The sequence below is a fragment of the uncultured Paraglaciecola sp. genome (assembly GCF_963977085.1).
Classification (GTDB): domain Bacteria; phylum Pseudomonadota; class Gammaproteobacteria; order Enterobacterales; family Alteromonadaceae; genus Paraglaciecola.
Window position 1 is genome coordinate 168,264 of sequence record NZ_CAXBNC010000001.1, and the last position, 20,037, is coordinate 188,300.

Genomic DNA, 20,037 nt, shown 5'->3' on the forward strand with positions numbered 1-20,037 from the left:
GAACGTCGTCGACTGCCTTCTGATGGCTCAGACCTGCTATACAAAGGGTTTCATCGACAGTCTTCTTCACGCTTTGAACCATTCAACCAAAACTTTTTGACTAACAAAACCTCTCTCCAGTTGAGTAAGCGACAAATGACTTTCAATCACTAACTCAGCTATCTTTACTTTGTTCAATCCTAGATTACCTCAATTTCAAACTTTACGTAATCTGGAAAATTTTGCTGGTATGAAGTTAGCAAGTTTGGGCATTTTCAGTTTCAAACATTTATTCTGTTATTTAAATAATGTTGGAGTAAGTAGGCGAGAGCATAATTTTACTCCTTAGATTATATTGTTAATAAATTCAGTTATGCATGCAACATATTCGGCGTTATCATGTTTAGGCATTCAGTGGAAATCCATAAGGTCAGCATGAATACGATACAAGAAATGATAGACAGCGATTTTTTGGAAGAAATTGGTATACCACAAATTGTGCATATGTTTGATCTGTTGCCGAATACTTTGTTCTGGATTAAAAATCAAAACAGTCAAATTATATACGCCAATCAAGCTTTTCTGGATACCTATGGTTTTAAAAATTTAGCCAGAGTAGTTGGCAAAAATGATGATTCATTGTCGCCACCTCATATTGCCAAACAATTTATGATGGACGATAAAAAAGTTATGTCTGGCGAGCTTGTGACCAACAGAGTGGAATTAAATTTAAGACCAAACGGGGAATTTTCCTGGTTCTCAACTACTAAGCGCCCACTTCTAAATAGGCGCAACGAAATTGTTGGTTCATACGGCTTTACTAATCATCTTGAAAGATCATCTCATGAAATTTCATCCATCAGTGCCATCAAAGCGCCTGTAGAATTTATAAGAAAAAACTATCATCAAGACATCAGTATTGAGGAGTTAGCCAAGCTTGCCTTTTTATCCATTAGCGCCCTAGAAAGACGTTTTAAAAAATACTTATCAAAAACGCCTAAACGCTTCTTAAATGAAATCCGCCTCGAAAATGCCAGACGTTTATTAATTGAAACACAACAACCAATAATGGAAATAGCCTACCAATGCGGGTTTTCTGAACACAGTTATTTTAGTAAACAGTTCAAGGCTTTTTTTGGGGAATTACCTTCACAATTGAGAAAAAAATCACTCCAGTCTAACCTAAGTGGCGGCACCATTTAGCCACCAAACGGCAAAATTCAACGCCTAAAATCTAGCATTTTTAACCGATTTACACATACCCCATAATGTTCTCTTATAGTTATCCTAACGTAAATTTTTTGTTAAGTAGAATAAGGGTAAATTATGCGCCTGGATAAAAAGTGCAGCCTTAGGTTTTCAATAGACTCGATTTGCTGCGGGTGCTTAGTCATAGCGAGTTTATTTGGTCTTACAGGATGTTCACCTGCTTCGAAATCTGAGGTTAAAAATAATCAACAACTTAATGTACCTGAGGCAAATATCAGTGCAAGTGAGCAAAAGTCAGTTGCAAAGATAGAACAGGAAGCACAGCTTAGAATAAACAACTTCAAGCTTGCAGAAGGATTTGAAATTAGCCTTTGGGCAGACGAAACTCAAACCCAAAATCCCGCCTATTTTACGTTCGACGCAAAGGGCGACATGTTAATGGTCGAAATCTCTCGCTATACGGCTGGCGTAGATGATATTCGCGGCCACGAAAATAAAACAGTTGAAGACATTTATATTACCTCCATTGAAGATCGCTTAGCTATGTATGAAAAATACGTAGATGAGCGCCCCATGTCATATTATCAAACTGGCGATGATATTATTCGCTTGATAAAAGACACCAATAAAGACGGCCGAGCAGACCACAGTAACGTTTTTTCTGACGGTTATAATGGCATTCTAGACGGTATTGGTGCTGGTGTGATTGAACGTGATGGTAAAGTTTACTACACCAACATTCCTAATTTATGGATGTTAGAGGATACTAATGGTGACGGTGTTGCCGATGAAAAAGTGTCATTGCAAGATGGATTTGGTATTCGCATCAGTTTTTATGGCCATGACCTGCATGGCTTAATTTGGGGGCCAGACGGAAAATTATATTGGAGTATAGGCGATAGAGGTTATAACTTAACAACCAAAGAAGGTAAACATATATACGGCCCCAATCTAGGAGGGGTTTTTAGATCGGATCCAGATGGGTCAAACATCGAATTATTTTATACTGGATTGCGCAACCCCCAAGAATTAGCGTTTGACGAATTCGGTAACCTATTTACCGCTGATAACGATGGTGACGGCGGTGATTTAGAACGAGTGAATTATTTAGTTGAAGGGGGAGATTCCGGTTGGCATGCGGGTCATCAAAGCATCATGAGTTTTACTGAACGTCTAAAACTGCGCTCGTCTTATTACACAGGTGATCCTAAAATTCCCAATGCCTGGATGACGCAAGAAATATATAAACCCCGTAACGATAAACAACCCGCTTTTATTCTTCCGGCAGTTGGCCCACTTAATGGCGGTCCATCTGGTTTTGTCTATAACCCTGGCGGTAGTTTTGGTCCAGAGTTAGAAGACACTTTTTTTGTCATTCATTATTTGGGCTCCCCTGCCAAATCAAATATCACTAGCTTTAAACTAGAAGACGTTGGCGCGAGTTTTAAAATGCTCAACAACGACATGTTTATTCAAGGCTTCAATGCCGTTGATTTAGATTTTGGGCCCGACGGTGCCATGTATGTATCTGAATATAACTACGGTGGTTGGGAGCCAGAAGCCCAAGGTGCGGTTTATCGGTTAATGCACCCGCAGTATGGCACCAGCAACACAATAAAAGACAATGAGGTCATACTCACCAGCGACTTCACTCAATTCAGTAACGACAAGCTCCTTGCGCTTATTCAAAATAAACACCAGCGCATTCGTCAAAAGGCTCAATTTGAACTCGCCAAACGGGGCGATGCTGGTAAAAACATCTTCACTCAACTGGCATTGGATACCACCAAAGACGAAATCACTAGAATTCACGGTATTTGGGGGCTAAGCCAAATGTCTTATTACGTCGCGGCCCCTGCACCTTTGCTCGATACTATTTTGACATTGCTCGATGATAACAATACACAAGTCAGAATTCAGGCCACTCGTGCCATGGGCGATCATCAGTACCAACCAAGCGCTGAAAAACTGACAGACTTACTCAAGGATCCCAATTTACGTGTGGTCATGTATGCAGGTATTGGACTAGGCCGCCTATCTTACGCACCAGCAGTGCCACAAGTGATTGCTGCTTTGGCTAAATACAAAGATGAAGATTTATTCGTGCGTCATGGTTTAACCATGGCACTTTCAGGCATAAAAAAAGAAAACTGGTGGCCATATCATGGGCATCAATCTGAACACGTACGTATGGGGCTGTTGTTAGCCACAAGGCGCTTAAAAGACACTGATATTGGAATATTTTTAACTGACAGTAAGCAGCAAATAGTAGACGAGGCCATTACCGCCATTAACGATTTAGCCATAATCGAAGCCCGAGCAGGCCTTGCGGCCTATTTAGACAAATATATCGCGTTGTCGCCTGAATTGTATCCACAAGACAAATTAACCCAGTGGCAACATCATCGACTCATCAATGCTAACTACGGCGAAGGCACTCAGCAGGATGCCGAAAGACTGCTAAATTATGCTGCCTCTCCCGGCTTACCTACACGACTCGCCAGCGAGGCCCTCTCAGCAATTGAAGCTTGGAATGACATTAACCCCATCGACACCACTACAGGTTTACCGACTCATGCCAACAAAAATCGTGTTGATATTCACAACGTTATTGCCAAGCTGTTACCTAAAGTACTAGTCCAAGTGCAAGGCACAGCACTTGTACAAACCATTAGGCTGGCTGAAACAAACGCTATCAGCATCCCTAATGATGTACTTATGGGCGCTGTAAAAAACACCAGCAATACAGCTGAAATTCGTATGCAAGCACTTACATACTTAAATAATAGGAACATTAATAACATCCAGGCGGTTTTATTGTCACTAACACAGGACAATGATGAACGAGTCCGCGCCGATGCGTTAGATAAACTCTTCAGCCACAACCCTGAAGCGGGACTAGTAGCAGCTAAACGTCTTTTACAAAGTCAAATCACAGCGGATCGCCAAATGGCATATAAGGTATTAGCAAAAGGTAATAGCGCCGAAATCGACGCCATTGCCCTTAATGCCATAAAACAACTGAATGCAACTAAACAAACAGATGGCGCAACCTTAGAACTAGTCGATTTTTTACACTCCAGAAATGCAACTGAAATTGTCGCTGAGTTAACAAAGTACACCCGCTATTTAGCCCAAGCAGACATCAAGACTCAATACGCCAGCAGCATGTATGGTGGCAATGCTCAGGCTGGGCGAGATATCTTTGCGGGCGGTGGGGCAATGGAATGTATGCGCTGCCATAAGGTCAACTGGCGCGGTGGTGATGTGGGCCCTGATTTAAGCGATATAGGGCGTATACATGACAATGCTTATCTTCTGGAATCAATAGTTGATGTAGGCGCAGCCATTTCGCCAGGGTACGGCACCATTGTATTAACACTTAAAAATGGCGAGACCATTAGTGGCATATATCAAGGAGAAACCAAAAATGTCATTAAGCTTGAGCGTGAAGAAAACCTAATCGAAGAGATTAACCTTTCGGATATCAACACTATGCAACGTCCAATGTCTGGGATGCCTCCGATGACACAGTTTTTAGATGCGTATCAAATAAGGGATTTAGTCGCATATTTAGCTAGCTTAAAACTCGAATATGAGAAAGTAGAAGACGTCCACTAATACTACATCTAAGCAATTGTTAATTGCCTCTTATTTAAACTAAAAAAGCCGAATTCTAAAGTGGAATTCGGCTTTTTGTTTAGACGTTTCAAACCGTCATTTTCTAACACAAATGAGAGCGGAAGCTAATTGCTCTAAAGCACATTTTCAAGTTTGAAATCTACCCATTTTTGTTCAGAACGAGTCGCCGCTACACAATTTTCAATAAACGCCATACCGCGAATTGCTTCATCGATCCCAGGCGCTTGACTAACAAGTTTGGCTGTAGCTTCAACATTTTTAAATGCTCGAATCTGTTTTGCAAAATCCATATATAAATTGGCAAAGGCCTCTAGATATCCTTCGGGATGCCCAGCTGGGGTGCGCACTGAACTAGCGGCAGATGGATAAAAGTTACCGACTCCAGTTCTCACTAATTGCGAGGGTTTGTCACTATATTTAATGATCAGCGTATTTGGCTCCATCTGGTGCCACTCTAAGCTAGCCTTGGTTCCGTATACACGAATATTAAGATTATTCTCTTCACCCACACTGATTTGACTGGCGATTAATACCCCTTTTGCGCCATTTTCAAACCGCAACAATACATTGCCGTCATCATCAAGCTCACGACCCGCCACCACTGGGGCCAAATCTGCACAAAGTTTGGTAATAGCAAGGCCACTGATAAATTCAGCAAGATTAGCTGCATGTACACCAATGTCGCCCATGCAACAACTTACACCCGCTCTTTTTGGGTCGAGGCGCCAGCTTGCTTGTTTGTTGTCAGGGCCAGGCGCTTCCGCTAACCAGCCTTGTGAATACTCGGCCACTACCTTAGTAATCTCACCTAATTCACCCGCTTCAATACGTTGCCGCGCTTCTCTAACAAGTGGGTAGCCAGTATAGGTATGGGTCAGCCCATAAAGCACATCATGATTACCTAGCACAGCTTTAAGTGCGATGGCTTCGTCTAGGGTAAAAGTGGCAGGTTTGTCAGACATCACATGAAAGCCTGACTCGATTGCCGCTTTGGCAACGGGAAAATGCAAATGATTCGGCGTCACTATCGCCACAAATTGCATTCGCTCACTTTCAGGCAGTGCCGCTTCTTTTGCAAACATTTCATTAAAATCGGCGTAACAGCGATTTGGATTTAAATTCAGCGCTTTACCTGTCGCCAAACAGTTTTCATGAGATGAACTAAAGGCGCCGCACACTAATTCTATTTCACCATCAATGGAGGCCGCAGCTCTATGTACTGCGCCAATAAATGCGCCTTGTCCGCCACCAACCATTCCCATGCGCACTTTATTATTAAATTCACTCATTTACTCACCTAATTGTTAACATTATGTTGCTTAGTATAGTAGCGCGGTAACTTGATAAATATGAATTATTCGGACAGTACTGCAAACAATTCAGCGTTGATATTGGTGGACTAAAAATAACCGCCAGTAAATCATGCTGGTACTGCCCCCTGGAGCCCTTAGAAAATTTAAAAGACCTTCACTGGCTTATTGGATGAGCGCCCGCCCAGCCCTTTGAATACTAGAATCGGCCTTTATCATTGAGTTTGCCCTTAAGTATTGATGACTACCACTAACTCTTTTAGTTTTGTTTTTCGATAGTTAAATAGGTACTCAGTTGCGATGTAGCGCTGCCCCTTATGCCACCAGAAACAGGCATGGTATTTTCGGGAATAGCACTAGAAGCCACTGGGAAATGAGTATTGCCTGTTAATATTCCGTGGCTAGGATCAAAGCCTAACCAACCTGTACCCGGTATAAACGCTTCTATCCAAGCATGTAATTCATAACTTGGTTTTTCCATATCAAAATAGAAGTAACCACTTACAAATCGCGCAGCAATACCAAGATGACGCAACAGATTGATTTGCATCCAAGATAAATCTCGGCAAGATCCTTTCTTAATTTCAAATGTATGTTTGGGTGAAAGTGGCGGTCCTACCTCTCGATATTCCACAGAAAAATCTTGGTGTATTTGAATGGTAAGATTGGTCATGAATGTCACAGTATTAAAATGTGATGATTCAAGTATCACATTTGCATATTCGAGAAGATCTCGATCCGACTCGCTTTTTTGTAAATAAGCATGCAGCACTTGTGACTGGTGTTCTGAGTAACTAAAAGGCAAAGTATTAAAAGAGTCTGGATGAACAATAAAATCAAAGGGATTAAATGCTTTGGTCTGTAAATTACTTTCTACATGAATCGTAAAACCCTTAGTTAATGCCTGGAACCAACAAAAATCTATTACATTATGCTCTTCATCTTCGATGACTCTATGCCCCTCTGGCTCTGACTTTAGGGCAATAGAAAAACTTATGACGTCAATAAATGGCGTTTGTTTAGGACGAAACCGTAAATAGTGTGGTTCTAGAAATACCTCATCACTAAATGAATAAGTTGTCTCATGGATTATCTTAAAATTCATGTGGCTCTCCATAGTTAAGTGCATACCTGCGTAATGACGAAGCAATAAACCCTAAGCTCCAATTAAATAGCCTAAATGAACTTTTTGACTCTGCACCCAGGTAATAAACAATAACATGTATTTGAGAAAGGAACTCATTTAGCTAGGCAACAACTGACAAGCCAAGTGATTTTAAAGTCGCACCTTATGAAAAGAGTATTTAAGTCATGCCTCTATAAATAATGGCGGCCTAAAAATCACCTGTTGCAAATCTTCTCATGTTGATAGATTTTTAAGAATACTAGGACATGACGCATATAGCTCGGGCACCTAGCTTTAATATGTGTAACCATAGAGCAATTAAAATGTTTATCTATGATTGAAAAACTAATTGCAGAACCTAAATCAAAAATGGCCTATATTCACCCATGTATAGTTACATATTCCCAGAAAGTGGTGTTTAAATTTGATCCATATTAGTCAAAAACTTTATGTGAGAGTAGCCCTTGCCATTGCATTAGTGGCAATAATAGTATCGCTCTTCGCTTCAGGTTTATCTTACTATTTTGGTCTAGAAACTCGGCAGAAAAATAGTTATTTACTTGCAGAACAACTTTCAAACACGGTAGAAAAAATCGCCACCACTGCTGCACAAAAAAATGACCGTGAACTCGCTACAGAAATAGTTAACGGCCTTGCCATAAACCCATCTATAAAAAGTGTCAGACTCAGTAATAACCAAGGTTTAGAAGTTATTTCAGGTGATTCACCTGGCCACTCAGAAGAAATTTCTAAAAAATTATATCACCCTAGAATAGCGAATGAGCAAGTAGGTGTATTGCAAATTTACTTAGACGGTAAGTTTATTCAACAACAAACAAAGAATGCGACTCGAAAAGAAATTTTTATTTGGTTATCTCTTTCGTTACTTTTAGCATTTTCTGTGTCCGTTTTAGTTCACCGCAGGCTCACAAAACCTATTCAGAAACTCATCGACAACTTCGATCTAATTGATCCACACAGTCCAACCACTATGCGAATGTTGCCCTATAAAGGTAAAGATGAGATTTCAAAGTTGGTCATAGGTATTAACGCTTTGATGCATGAATTGCATCACTCATTCAATATCGAACGAGATTTGCGGATGCAAACACAAACGCTAGAGCAACAATTCAGATTGATATTTGAACAAGCAAGTGCCGGAATATGTTTGCTTGACGATAAAGATAACATCACCACTTTTAACCCCGCTTTTGCTTCTTATTTTATGACACAAGATAGCAATGAACTGAGTACATTACATTTCCCTACTCTGCTGGCAAATACAGACAAGTTACAACAACTGTTGCGAGAAATACGTAACAAACCCAAAGTCGCACAGGTTGCCTTGGATGTGGAATGTAAAGTGGGCCGTAAGCAAAAATGGATGCATTGTTTGTTTGCCAAAGTCACCGACCAACGAGCTCAGCAGCGCGACACACTTAGCCCTATTATTGAGGTCATTCTTTACGACGTAACAGAAAGAGCCGAAAGAGAACTACAAACCCGTTTCGAAGCGGATCACGATTTATTAACGCATCTATTAAATAGGCGCGCTGGTGAGAAAAAGCTCAATAAAATGTTATTTTATAGCATCAAAAATCAACAACCTTTCGTGTTAATGATGATTGATTTGGATAAATTTAAACCCATCAACGATACCTATGGCCATGAAGCAGGCGATATCGTTTTAAAAAAATTAGCGAAACGCATTGTTAAAATGTTTAGTGACGAGGACGATATCTGCATTCGATGGGGTGGCGATGAATTTGTTGTTGCTTTTCATGTACATCAAGCCAACTCCGAAGACATCAAAGAAAAGGCTGAAAAATTATTGGCGCGGCTACAACAACCGATTCAAATTCAGCCCGACTTGAGCTGCGCAGTAGGGGCGAGTATTGGCTTAGTGCTTGCGCCTGAGCATGGCAGAGTTCTCCATGAATTATTGGTCAATGCCGACAACACTATGTACAAAGTAAAAGATCAAGGTCGTGGTCACCTCGAGTTTTATTCACCTACACACTAAATTCCTTTTATAACTGACACTCCTAGCGGGGTTTAGGGTGTAAATGTTGCCAAAAAAGGCGCGTGATCTGACTCAGGAAATTTACTGTCACTAGCAAAAGGCAAACTTTCATCGTGTAGATTCTCGTTAAAAATGTCGGCCTTAACAAACAAGTGGTACATAGACTGCGAGATCAACATATGGTCTAACAAGTTACCTTTACCATGATGTAAATGACTAAATTTAATGGACTCGGCAATGGCAGAACTACATGGAAGCAAAACAGTGTCTCGTAAATCTGGATTGCCAGTATTTTCAACTCGACCGCAAATCGCTTCTACCGGCACTTCACCGGGCTGTGCATTAAAATCGCCACAAACTATAATCTTTGCATTTGACTCTTGGCGAAATATTTCATCGACTAATATTCTTGTTTCAAGGGCTTGCCCTACACGTTTAATGGACGACAAAAAATAACCTTCCGCCCAACCTGCAGCACTTTTCCAAGTGTAATTATTGACCTTTTGTCCTTTCACACTTGAGGAAATACGAGACTTTAAATGCAAATTTACAACATGTACTAACCCGATATCTGGCACCTGAACCTGAGCATATAAAATGGGCCTTTCCCAACTGATTTCTTTGGCAGTCTCAACCGGTAACGCTGTAGCCTTTCGATATTCCAATTTATCTAAATGATGATGTTTATATTGCTGCGACAGGTTGATTGGCCATCGAGATAGGATAACTAAATTTCGTTTATCGTAGGCTTCTTCATCAGAGGTAACTGTATGTACTACAAAATAGTTTGCATACTGTGTCTCCGAAATTACGCTATGTAACGCAGATAATTCTCTTTTTGGGTTATTGGCAGTATGTGCTGATAATTCTTGGCCGTGCACTTCTTGTAAACACAAAATATCAGCATCTAATCTGTTTAACATCCCCCTTAATGTAGGGATCCTTTTCTCTAGTGTTGGTGAGTAATCACTACTTGTTATATCTAAGTTTTCAATATTAAAAGTCGCAATTTTAAACATGAGCAGTCCTTATTATTAGCGGAACTCTAACAATAGAACAAAAATCAAACGATGGATTACAAAGTGCAAACTAATGCAATTTTAGTGTTCTGTAAGTTGGTTGTAAGGCGTATAAAGTCACAGATATTACGGACAGTCTTCGTCTATCAAACGCCCAAATATTCTGCTTACTAAGTCGATAGTGATAGACAAATATTTCTTCAATAAAAGTATCTAGAAAAAACCATTAAAATTCAAAACGCCGAATTTATTGCATTCAATTGCCGAATTTATCTTAGCTTAGCCCCTATAAAATGCGCTAACATGATTAACATACTGTTAACTTTTAGCTTATTTTATACTCAAAAAAACGAAAATCGGTTACATTATGAAACTATTCAATAAAGTATCAATAAGCATCTTTATTGGCTGCCATTGCACGTTAATTGTGGCTGTGGATTTTATGATTGCCGGCTAAATATCAATAGTAAATTATTATGTGCGACTTTTAGTTTAGGTCCTACAAACCTATATCTTGTGGGAAAAGTCGTATTTTTCTGCTGGGTACTGCGCGGCCGAATATGTATAACTAAAAGTATTTGACCTAACCAATATAGAAAAATTGGTGTTGATAAAAACCCTAGAGAGGTGTCGCTAGCCAACATTTAACTGGCTTGACTTCGACTTATCCATCTTAACAAATTCAGGAGTAGCTCAATGAAACAAATCAAAGGTCCCGGGATATTTTTGGCACAATTTGCTGACGATGCCAGCCCATTTAATTCTTTTCCAGAAATTTGCAATTGGGCTGCCAGTTTAGGGTTCAAAGGCATTCAAATCCCCTCATGGGATGGACGGCTGTTTGACTTAGAAAGGGCGGCAAACAGCCAAACTTACTGCGATGAAATAAAAGGCATTGCCAATCAAGCAGGGCTAGAAATCACCGAATTGTCTACCCATTTGCAAGGCCAGTTAGTGGCGGTAAATCCCGCTTATGATCAAATGTTTGATGGATTTGCACCTAGCCAAGTACATAATAATCCTAAAGCCCGCACTGATTGGGCCATTCAACAAATGATGTATGCCGCAAAAGCCAGCCAACGTTTAGGGTTAACCGGGCACGCTAGCTTTTCTGGCGCTTTGTTGTGGCAAACCATGTATCCATGGCCGCAGCGTCCAGCAGGTTTAGTTGAACAAGGATTTACCGAATTAGCCAAACGTTGGTTACCTATTTTAAACGCCTTTGATGAAGCCGGCGTAGACGTGTGTTATGAGCTACATCCAGGTGAAGATTTACATGACGGCGTGACTTTTGAACGTTTTTTAGAGGCTGTCGGCAATCACCCTCGAGCCAACATACTGTATGACCCGAGTCATTTTGTATTGCAACAACTCGACTATCTTGCATTTATCGACATATACCATGAGCGCATTAAAGCCTTTCACGTTAAAGATGCAGAGTTTACTCCCAATGGACGCTGTGGCGTGTATGGAGGTTACCAAGCTTGGATTGACAGACCTGGGCGTTTTCGTTCATTAGGTGATGGGCAAATCGACTTCAAAGCTATTTTTAGCAAAATGACCCAACACAACTTTGACGGTTGGGCTGTGATGGAATGGGAGTGCTGTATTAAACATCCTCTGGATGGTGCGGCAGAAGGCGCTAAATTTATTAGCGAACATTTAATTAGACCAACTGAAAAAGCCTTCGATGATTTTGCTGGTGTAGAGCAAGACGTTGAAATGAATAATAAAATCTTGGGTATTAAATAAGGTAAAACATATGAATGCCACAACCAGCATCTCAGATAAAGACGCCAAACGAATTTTTCGTATTAGTTGTATAGCCCTAATAGTCACGGCTATGACCTTTGCTATTCGAGCAGGGATATTAGGTGATTTAGGTCAGCAATACGGTTTAAGCGGAAAAGAACTAGGCTGGATAGCCAGTATGGCCTTTTTAGGTTTCCCTCTAGCCATGATGTTTGGCGGAGTGTTATACAACGCTATAGGCGCTAAATTGATTGTTTGGTTGGCTTTTATAGGCCATGCATTAGGTCTTATATTGACCATAATTGCTGATGGTTTTTGGGGTCTAATGATTTCAACCTTCTTAGTAGGCTTTGCTAATGGGTTAGTAGAAGCAGGGTGTAATCCTATTATTGCGCAACTGTTTCCCGACAATAAAACCACTATGTTAAATAGGTTTCACGTTTGGTTTCCCGGCGGTATTGTGATTGGCTCACTGGTCTCTGCTGGTATGAATCAAATTGGGTTAGGCTGGGAAGCACAAGTCGCCACTATGTTGATACCCACCGCTATTTACGGCGTAATGATGTTAGGGTTTGAATTCCCTAAATTTGACCATGAAGTGAATTCCACCAGCACCAACATTAAAGCTTTGTTTAATCCTATCTATTTGTTTTTAATCGTTTGTATGACGATGACAGCCGTAAGTGAGTTTGGCCCTGGTCAATGGATTAACCAAATATTGAGTGCGTCTGGTGCACACCCTATGCTGATTCTAGCTTTGATTACCGGCATTATGGCCCTTGGTCGTTTTTATGCAGGTCCTCTAGTACATAAATTAAGCCCTCCAGGCGTATTGTTTTTCTCAGCAATTCTTGCGAGCTTGGGATTATTCCTCATGACACAGTTACAAGGCAGTGCCGTTTATTTTGCCGCTGTGGTATTCGCCTTTGGTATCACCTACTTCTGGCCAACTATGATTGGATGTACGAGTGAATATACCCCTAAAACCGGTGCACTAGGCATGTCTTTAATGGGCGGCGCCGGCATGTTTGCTATGGGTATATGGAACCCTATTATTGGTGGTTGGATAGACTCGGCAACAACAAAGGCAGAGGCTGCAGGTCTCACTGGCAACGATTTATTGTTAGCTTCAGGACATGCGGCATTAAATAACCTAATCGTATTCCCACTTGTTTTAATAGTCACTTTTGGTGGGTTTTATTGGATTATGCGCAATAAAAATTCAAAGTCGACCGCACATTAATAGTGAGTTATGGCTCAATATAAACACCTATATTGAGCCAATATTGAGGAGATGAACATGTCTACTAATTCTAATAAATCCGAATTAGCGTACAGAACATTGGACGAAGATAACCGTCGTTTGTTTATGAAAAAAATGGTCGCCTTATTTGGTGCCACAACCGCGACGGCTGTGTTGTCGGGTTGCAGTGCCCCCGTTGCCAAACAATTTGCAATGCAAAGGCCTAACCTACCCAAAAATGGTAAGTTGTTTTCAGAGCACGAGTTAACCGTTCTTTACAGCCTATGTGAAACCATATTGCCTAAAACCGACACCCCTAGTGCAGTAGAGGCAGGATGCCATGAATTTGTCCCTCATCAGCTACAACACTGCCACTCCAAGCAGCAGCAAGATGACTGTATTCATATCATTAATGCAGTCGAGCTAGTAGCGAACAGAGAATTTGGTCAATCATTTGTGTTATTGCAAGCACCTCATCAGCAACAGCTTTTGGTAGATTTTGAAACCAATAGTATGTCGACAGAAAGCGAAAAAGGGCAATTTAGGTTTCTAAAAGCCCTCATAGTATTTGGCTATTTCACTTCAGAAATAGGGGTGACAAAAGCCCTTAATTACCAACCTGTTCCAGGTGGTTTTGTTGGCTCTATCCCTGCCAATTCAGAAACAAAATCTTGGAGTCCGCAGGCCTATTATTAGTTTTTGATAATTGCGGCATACAGACTTAAGCAAACAGAATTACGAGTAAATGACATGACGACAGATCTATATATTCACGAAAGCGACCAAGAATACGATGCCATAGTGGTAGGCTCAGGTATCACAGGAGGTTGGGCTGCAAAAGAGTTTTGTGAACGCGGCATGCAGACATTAATGATCGAGCGTGGCCGAGTAGTCGAACATCGAAAAGACTATATTGGCGAAGGTAAAGGCCCTTGGGAATTTGCAAATAGAACCAAGGTTGATAACTTACTAGTTGAAGAAAAATACAACGTTCAGAAAAAGTGTTATGCCTTCAACGACGCCACTAAGCATTTTTTTGGTAACGACAAAGACCTACCTTACACAACTAAAAAAGGAACAGGGTTTGACTGGATTAGAGGCAATCAGTTAGGGGGAAAATCCCTTATCTGGCATAGGCAGTCTTATCGTTTAAGTGATTTTGATTTTTCTGCTAATAAAGCAGATGGCCACGGCAATGATTGGCCTATTCGTTACAAGGACCTAGAGTCTTGGTACAGCTATGTAGAAAAATTTGCAGGCATCAGTGGCAGCACAGAAGGTCTTGAGCAATTGCCTGACAGCGAATTTTTACCACCATTTGACATGACGGCTCCTGAATTACACGTTAAACAGAAAATCGAAGAACAGTTTCCTGACAGACAATTAATCATGGGGCGTACCGCTCATTTAACACAACCTACACAACTACATATGGAACAAGGGCGTGTTACTTGTCAGGCTAGAAACGAATGTCAAAAGGGCTGTTCTTTTGGGGCCTATTTCTCAACCCAAAGTTCTACTCTTCCCGCAGCAGCGAAAACAGGTAACTTGTCTATTGCCCCTAATAGTGTGGTGCATAGCTTAATTTATGATGAAAAAACCCAACGCGTAAAAGGTGTCAGAGTAGTAGATAACGACAACCTAAGCACGCGCGAGTATTTTGCTAAAGTGGTGTTTTTATGTGCCTCTACCTTAGGCTCTGCACAAATCATGTTGAACACCAAGACTAAGTCATTTCCTAACGGTATTGCGAATAGCTCTGGAGTGCTTGGCCATTATTTGATGGATCATAACTACAATGCCGGTGCCACTGGCACAGTGGAAGGTTTTGATGATAAATATTTCTCGGGAAGACGACCTTCAGGCATCTTAGTCCCTAATTTTCAGTATAAGCCATCCTTGTACAAGAAAGATTATGTGCGTGGATATGGATTGGCAGGTGGTAGTCATAGAAATAACTGGCAGGGCAATGCCCATCAAAATGGCATAGGAGTCGACTACAAAAATCAGCTGAACAAACCCGGAAAGTGGAGTATGGGTCTTCATGCCCAAGGAGAAATGTTACCTCGCTTTGAAAATTATATGGCGCTTCACCCTACCAAAACAGATAAATGGGGCATTCCTCTTCTTGATATTGATTGTACTTGGTCAGAAAACGAAAAATTAATGATGGCAGATGCCGAGCAAACTGCATTTGACATGTTGACCAAAGCAGGGTTAACAGACGTGACTAGTTATAACTCTATAGCTAAAAACAACCCGGGTCTTGCTATACATGAATTAGGCACCGCACGGATGGGACGCGATCCAAAAGATTCGGTGCTAAATGGCTTTAATCAATGCCACGACGTGGACAATTTGTTTGTAACAGATGGCGCTAGCTTTTGTTCAAGCGCAGTACAAAACCCCTCACTCACCTTTATGGCAATAACAGTGAGAGCAGTGGATTATTGTGTGAAAGAGATGAAATCGAGAAGAATTTAGTCTTATATGTCGCTACTAGATACTAGGCTATCAGTCCTCTAGTGGCGACAATTAATATGCCACGAAAGACAGGTTTAAATTACCCTGACTTTCTCATCAACAGTCTCTTAAATTTATTTTTTGCAGGCGTCCAAATCGTAAACGGTTTAGTGGGAGCAACGGTAAGAAGATGATCATAGTCTTTAGCCGTTAACTCTACTTCTGCGCCGTGGGCCAACATAATCGAGTTTGGTTGTAATTTATGTAGCTTTATTAAGGAGGCGCGATATTGATCTGGGTAATTGACTGGGATAGGTGGGATAAAGCGATTTTTCACTTTAACCATTAAATCCGCAACGTAAATTCGTTTTGATGACTGATGCCAAACTGATAAGTCGCGATCAGTATGCCCTGTTGTAGTGAGTACACACCAATCTTCAAAGCCCTGCAACTTGTCCTGATCCACCAACTGATAATCAACCTTTAGATGAGGCGAATACCATAAGTTTTTTCTGGGGCGTTTCATTCGATAGGCTACCCATGCAGCTAGGCCAATGTCCACTAAATGCATTAACCTTCCTTTGAGGCCTTGGTACCACTGGGTTGACATTTTAGCGGATGCAATCTTACAACCCGTCAACTTTTTCAGTTTATGAGCAGCGCCGGCATGATCGGGATGCATATGAGTAACAACTATTAACTTTAGGTCTGTCAATGGCCGCTTAAGCTGAACGCTAATAATATTTTCAATAAGACTGAGGTCCGCCCGGCAACACCCATCCAATAATAATAATTTATCGGGATATTCCACCAAATAAATCGATTGGATATACCCTTGGAACCTATGAATTTTCAAGAAAAATAATCAATGCTATTTTTTTTCGTCTAAATCAACTTGTGCTTCAATGTATTCAATCGCTTTTTGTAAACTGCCAAAAGCATTGATCAAATTTTTTCGACCTTTATTCATTAGTTCAGGATCATTGTTTTCTGACATCATCCACACCCAAGTGCGGATCAAAGATTCTGGAGGAATATTCTGCATAATAATCTGCGTATCTCTTATTATTATAGTTGAAAATCAAGGGGCATTATATCGTGCAAAATCAAGGTAATCGAGTAGTGTTTATATTAATGACGTCGTTAATGTTACCCTTTTCCGGCCAATGGCTTAGATAATTTACCGAAAAGACCAGTCTTGGTTAAATAAGGATCAGAATGTTAAAAATTGTAGTCGGATCAAAAAATCCAGTCAAAATTAGCGCCGCAAAAACAGCAATATGTGAAATGTTTTCTGAAGTGGATGTACAGTGTATTGGTATCAATGCACCATCTAGCGTACCGGAACAACCCATGACTACAGCAGAAACACAGCTTGGTGCCATAAATAGAGTTAAATATTGTCAACTGCATACCCAAGCAGATTATTATGTTGCATTTGAAGGCGGCGTCGACCAATTCGAATACGGTCCAGCCACCTTTGCTTTTGTGGCTATCGCTGACCAACAACAATTGTCTATAGGACGTAGCTGTAACTTGCCTTTACCACCTTTAGTTTATCAAGCTCTCAAACAAGGCGAAGAACTGGGCCATGTGATGGACAGACTGTTTAGTACTGAAAACGTCAAGCAAAAAGGTGGCGCTATAGGCCTGTTGACTAAAGGATTAGCCACTAGAGAAAGTGTATATCGCCAAGCTACCTTGCTCGCTTTAGCCCCCTTTGTTAACTCGGATTTATATAGTAGATAAACCCTCGCTTATTATTTAGTGAATTGTTAATCTGCGCCTATCTTTACACCTTGATTCAAAAGACGTTAGAGTATAAATATGCAACCTCCCGAAAAAGAATCGAATTTTTTTCTGTTTAAATATTTAAACAAAGTTGAAATCATTGGTTGGGGACTCTGTATTTTTTCAATGCTGACCATTATCTTTGCCAAACAACTTTCACCGGAAACAGAAGCCTATGCATGGATAGGCGCCATAATTGGTGCCGGTATGATAGGTTGGGGAATGGCACGAAAACATAAACGAGGTTAGTTTAGGCCAAGCCAACGCTTTACACCTTAAACTCTAAGGTCACTACCACTCCGGTTTTATCTTTAAGGTTGTCAATTCTGATAATTCCTTGATGATATTGGGCAATGATCTTAGCAATATACAATCCCAAGCCTAAGTGAGGTTGCACTGTGTTTTGTTGTTTACGCACCGACACCATTGAATCAAGCAATTGATGCTGCATATTCTCTGGTAGCAAAGTACCTTGGTTGGTAATCGTCAACACATACCCTTGGTCGCTGTTGACCATTTGCAATTCTATCCTAGAGTTTTCATCGCTAAATTCAACACCATTGGCAATGATTTTATCTAACATCTGCGCGAATAATTCAGGAGATCCTTGAAAAGTCGCGTTTGATACCGCTACCTGCACATCAAACTTTCTTGTTGCGTAAGCTAAACGATACCCTGCCACACAACCTTTTAGTAACTCCTCTAAATCAAAGGTTTCACGATCGTTACTTTGAATGGCTTGCTCTAAGCGTGTTGCTTCGCTCATGTTTGAGAGTATTTTACTCAATCTTGTTATGCCTTGTTTAGCACGATCCACATATTGTTTACTTTCTGGACTTTGCTCTTCTAGTAATAAGTTGTCTAAAGAGGAATTAACAATAGCTACAGGTGTACGTAATTCATGAGATAAACGCGATGCCATATTCTCTAAATAGGTGTTGTATTGGCTGAGTCTGCTCAATACATGGGTAAAAGTGCGAGATAAATCACCTATCTCGTCACGAGTCTTCGAAGGAACAATATTTCCAATAATTTTTCCCTGCTGATCTATGGCCTCTTCGGTTTCATTTCTAAGTTTACGAATTCGCCACGAAATACGCGAGGCAATTAAAAAGAGTGCTAAAGTGCTGATTAAAATTACCAGCAAAATATAATGGAATTGCCGTTCAAGGGCCTTATTTCTGAGGGTGCGAATACCATTAGTGGTTTGTTCAACCACAACAGCGCCCATTACCGTTTCGTCGATATATATAGGGTGTGCTGCTGACATTATCACCGCTTTATTATCAGAACTTAGGCGCCATAGAGAACTTGGTGTGCCTTTTAAGGCTTGGCTTATATCTTGACCTTGTAATGCAAAAGCATCACGCAGATCATCTACAAAATCTGCTGGTGGTTTAGTCAAAATTTGATAATACAACGGTAACAACCAATTGTTTTCGATATATTTCCACCAGCTATTTTGGCTCTTCGGCTTAGCATCGCTACCCAAACTTAGATGAGCACTATTCTGTGAATCACTTTGCACACCCGAAGCTCTTTGAATATTGCCAGAACGCGCCAATACGCGCCTATGTTTATCCACTACCCACACTCTAGCATTGGAGTATTTAAGTCCTTTAAGGATTTTTTCTATTTCTGGGGAGGGCACTAATACCGTGCCCAATGAATCCAATTGCGAAGGATTGGCCGTTCCCATAGTGTGTTCAATAGCTCTCGTTTGTGGATCGTCAACATCAACAATGGCAAAAGCAATTTTGCTCGACATCATAGCCAAGGGAAAACGTAACTCTAGCTGATAACCTTTGGAGGTATTTCTCCATTGCCCTTGAATTTTCGTTTCTAGTCGTTCGGGTTGTAATGATTGCAAATTATCTTTTAACAAATAGGCATTCACCCAACCTGGTTGTGAGGGGGCAATGATATAGCGTTGAAACAGCCCACTTTGGTTTGTCATCGCAATTTGTAAGTGATCATTCTTATCAATACGTAAACTATTTTTTGGCCTGAGTAACACCCTGTTATCTGTCACATCAAACATGGCATACAAGTACCTATCGTACTGCCCGACCATATGTTTAAAATGTAAACTATCTAGTTCATAGTCTTGGATGGGATCAATTAAGTTCTGTTGTCCGTAGGCAATAGTCAAATGTTGGTAATCTTGCCAGTCGTCTAACTTGCCATCTAATTGAATTGGATAAGCAATTTTATGGGCGTATAAATCGGTACCCGGTTTAACGTCAGTTAAATAGGCTGATTGGCTATCAAATAAAGCAGGACGTTCATGTAATGCAGTCGCCACCGCCCGTGCGGTACCTACCATGGTTTGTTCTTGCCCAACACGCAGATACGTTTCCATTTCCCATACGTATTGGTAACCCAGCCAAGGGATAGCTAATAAAAACGACGAGAAAAAAAGTAACTTTAGGCGTAAACCAAAACGTAATCGGCTCATCCAGTTGTTACCCAGAATGTAA

General features: G+C 40.8%; 15 protein-coding genes. 9 read left to right on the forward strand and 6 right to left on the reverse strand.

The genetic code is table 11. The features are described from left to right. The first annotated feature begins 378 nt into the window (after nt 1-378). Both AAC000_RS00750 and AAC000_RS00755 read left to right on the forward strand, forming a co-directional pair. Complete coding sequence (locus AAC000_RS00750; protein WP_339719184.1) at nt 379-1,182, forward strand: AraC family transcriptional regulator; 804 nt, start codon at nt 379-381, stop codon at nt 1,180-1,182. A gap of 123 nt (nt 1,183-1,305) precedes the next feature. Next, nucleotides 1,306-4,809 (forward strand): HEAT repeat domain-containing protein, encoded by a 3,504-nt coding sequence (locus tag AAC000_RS00755; protein ID WP_339719186.1) that lies wholly within the window; start codon nt 1,306-1,308, stop codon nt 4,807-4,809. Nucleotides 4,810-4,943: 134 nt separating this feature from the next. On the opposite strand, the gene AAC000_RS00760 is transcribed toward AAC000_RS00755, so the two are convergent. Both AAC000_RS00760 and AAC000_RS00765 read right to left on the reverse strand, forming a co-directional pair. Next, on the reverse strand, nt 4,944-6,119 hold the full coding sequence (locus tag AAC000_RS00760) for a Gfo/Idh/MocA family oxidoreductase (protein ID WP_339719188.1): 1,176 nt from the start codon (nt 6,117-6,119) through the stop codon (nt 4,944-4,946). Nucleotides 6,120-6,399: 280 nt separating this feature from the next. After that, nucleotides 6,400-7,245, reverse strand: coding sequence for a transglutaminase family protein (locus AAC000_RS00765; protein WP_339719190.1), 846 nt, complete (start codon nt 7,243-7,245; stop codon nt 6,400-6,402). Between the two features lie 445 nt (nt 7,246-7,690). Here AAC000_RS00765 and AAC000_RS00770 point away from each other — a divergent pair, with 445 nt between their 5' ends. Beyond that, on the forward strand, nt 7,691-9,289 hold the full coding sequence (locus AAC000_RS00770; RefSeq protein WP_339719192.1) for a diguanylate cyclase: 1,599 nt from the start codon (nt 7,691-7,693) through the stop codon (nt 9,287-9,289). 32 nt (nt 9,290-9,321) lie between these two features. Here AAC000_RS00770 and AAC000_RS00775 read toward each other — a convergent pair whose 3' ends face one another. Then, nucleotides 9,322-10,308 carry an endonuclease/exonuclease/phosphatase family protein gene (locus tag AAC000_RS00775; RefSeq protein WP_339719194.1) on the reverse strand — a complete coding sequence of 329 codons (987 nt, stop codon included), beginning with the start codon at nt 10,306-10,308 and terminating at the stop codon, nt 9,322-9,324. A gap of 696 nt (nt 10,309-11,004) precedes the next feature. Here AAC000_RS00775 and AAC000_RS00780 point away from each other — a divergent pair. The 4 genes from AAC000_RS00780 to AAC000_RS00795 are packed head-to-tail and all read left to right on the forward strand — an operon-like array spanning nt 11,005 to nt 15,787. Beyond that, complete coding sequence (locus AAC000_RS00780) at nt 11,005-12,060, forward strand: sugar phosphate isomerase/epimerase (RefSeq protein ID WP_339719196.1); 1,056 nt, start codon at nt 11,005-11,007, stop codon at nt 12,058-12,060. Nucleotides 12,061-12,070: 10 nt separating this feature from the next. After that, entirely contained in the window at nt 12,071-13,303 is a 1,233-nt protein-coding gene (locus AAC000_RS00785; RefSeq protein WP_339719198.1) for an MFS transporter, read from the forward strand. Between the two features lie 57 nt (nt 13,304-13,360). Beyond that, nucleotides 13,361-13,999, forward strand: a complete 639-nt coding sequence (locus AAC000_RS00790; protein ID WP_339719200.1) for a gluconate 2-dehydrogenase subunit 3 family protein — start codon at nt 13,361-13,363, stop codon at nt 13,997-13,999. A gap of 54 nt (nt 14,000-14,053) precedes the next feature. Beyond that, the gene (locus tag AAC000_RS00795) at nt 14,054-15,787 is read left to right on the forward strand and encodes a GMC family oxidoreductase (RefSeq protein WP_339719202.1); all 1,734 of its coding nucleotides are present in this window, start codon (nt 14,054-14,056) and stop codon (nt 15,785-15,787) included. Nucleotides 15,788-15,866: 79 nt separating this feature from the next. On the opposite strand, the gene AAC000_RS00800 is transcribed toward AAC000_RS00795, so the two are convergent. Both AAC000_RS00800 and AAC000_RS00805 read right to left on the reverse strand, forming a co-directional pair. Continuing rightward, nucleotides 15,867-16,622 carry an MBL fold metallo-hydrolase gene (locus AAC000_RS00800; RefSeq protein ID WP_339719204.1) on the reverse strand — a complete coding sequence of 252 codons (756 nt, stop codon included), beginning with the start codon at nt 16,620-16,622 and terminating at the stop codon, nt 15,867-15,869. Nucleotides 16,623-16,637: 15 nt separating this feature from the next. Further along, nucleotides 16,638-16,811, reverse strand: coding sequence for a hypothetical protein (locus AAC000_RS00805; protein WP_339719206.1), 174 nt, complete (start codon nt 16,809-16,811; stop codon nt 16,638-16,640). A 161-nt stretch (nt 16,812-16,972) separates the two neighbouring features. Between AAC000_RS00805 and yjjX the strand changes: the two genes are divergently transcribed. Next, nucleotides 16,973-17,515, forward strand: a complete 543-nt coding sequence (gene yjjX / locus AAC000_RS00810) for an inosine/xanthosine triphosphatase (RefSeq protein WP_339719805.1) — start codon at nt 16,973-16,975, stop codon at nt 17,513-17,515. Nucleotides 17,516-17,593: 78 nt separating this feature from the next. Further along, on the forward strand, nt 17,594-17,806 hold the full coding sequence (locus AAC000_RS00815) for a hypothetical protein (protein ID WP_339719208.1): 213 nt from the start codon (nt 17,594-17,596) through the stop codon (nt 17,804-17,806). 19 nt (nt 17,807-17,825) lie between these two features. Here AAC000_RS00815 and pdsS read toward each other — a convergent pair whose 3' ends face one another. After that, entirely contained in the window at nt 17,826-20,015 is a 2,190-nt protein-coding gene (gene pdsS / locus AAC000_RS00820; RefSeq protein WP_339719211.1) for a proteobacterial dedicated sortase system histidine kinase, read from the reverse strand. Nucleotides 20,016-20,037: the final 22 nt, after the last annotated feature.

What these genes read in the sequence shown, in the direction of transcription:
- AAC000_RS00795 (WP_339719202.1), top strand. Translation starts at nt 14,054, where the DNA reads ATGACGACAGATCTATATATTCACGAAAGCGACCAAGAATACGATGCC.
- AAC000_RS00815 (WP_339719208.1), top strand. Translation starts at nt 17,594, where the DNA reads ATGCAACCTCCCGAAAAAGAATCGAATTTTTTTCTGTTTAAATATTTA.
- AAC000_RS00790 (WP_339719200.1), top strand. Translation starts at nt 13,361, where the DNA reads ATGTCTACTAATTCTAATAAATCCGAATTAGCGTACAGAACATTGGAC.
- AAC000_RS00760 (WP_339719188.1), bottom strand. Translation starts at nt 6,119, where the DNA reads ATGAGTGAATTTAATAATAAAGTGCGCATGGGAATGGTTGGTGGCGGA.
- AAC000_RS00755 (WP_339719186.1), top strand. Translation starts at nt 1,306, where the DNA reads ATGCGCCTGGATAAAAAGTGCAGCCTTAGGTTTTCAATAGACTCGATT.
- AAC000_RS00775 (WP_339719194.1), bottom strand. Translation starts at nt 10,308, where the DNA reads ATGTTTAAAATTGCGACTTTTAATATTGAAAACTTAGATATAACAAGT.
- AAC000_RS00805 (WP_339719206.1), bottom strand. Translation starts at nt 16,811, where the DNA reads ATGCAGAATATTCCTCCAGAATCTTTGATCCGCACTTGGGTGTGGATG.
- AAC000_RS00765 (WP_339719190.1), bottom strand. Translation starts at nt 7,245, where the DNA reads ATGAATTTTAAGATAATCCATGAGACAACTTATTCATTTAGTGATGAG.
- AAC000_RS00750 (WP_339719184.1), top strand. Translation starts at nt 379, where the DNA reads ATGTTTAGGCATTCAGTGGAAATCCATAAGGTCAGCATGAATACGATA.
- AAC000_RS00785 (WP_339719198.1), top strand. Translation starts at nt 12,071, where the DNA reads ATGAATGCCACAACCAGCATCTCAGATAAAGACGCCAAACGAATTTTT.
- pdsS (WP_339719211.1), bottom strand. Translation starts at nt 20,015, where the DNA reads ATGAGCCGATTACGTTTTGGTTTACGCCTAAAGTTACTTTTTTTCTCG.
- AAC000_RS00780 (WP_339719196.1), top strand. Translation starts at nt 11,005, where the DNA reads ATGAAACAAATCAAAGGTCCCGGGATATTTTTGGCACAATTTGCTGAC.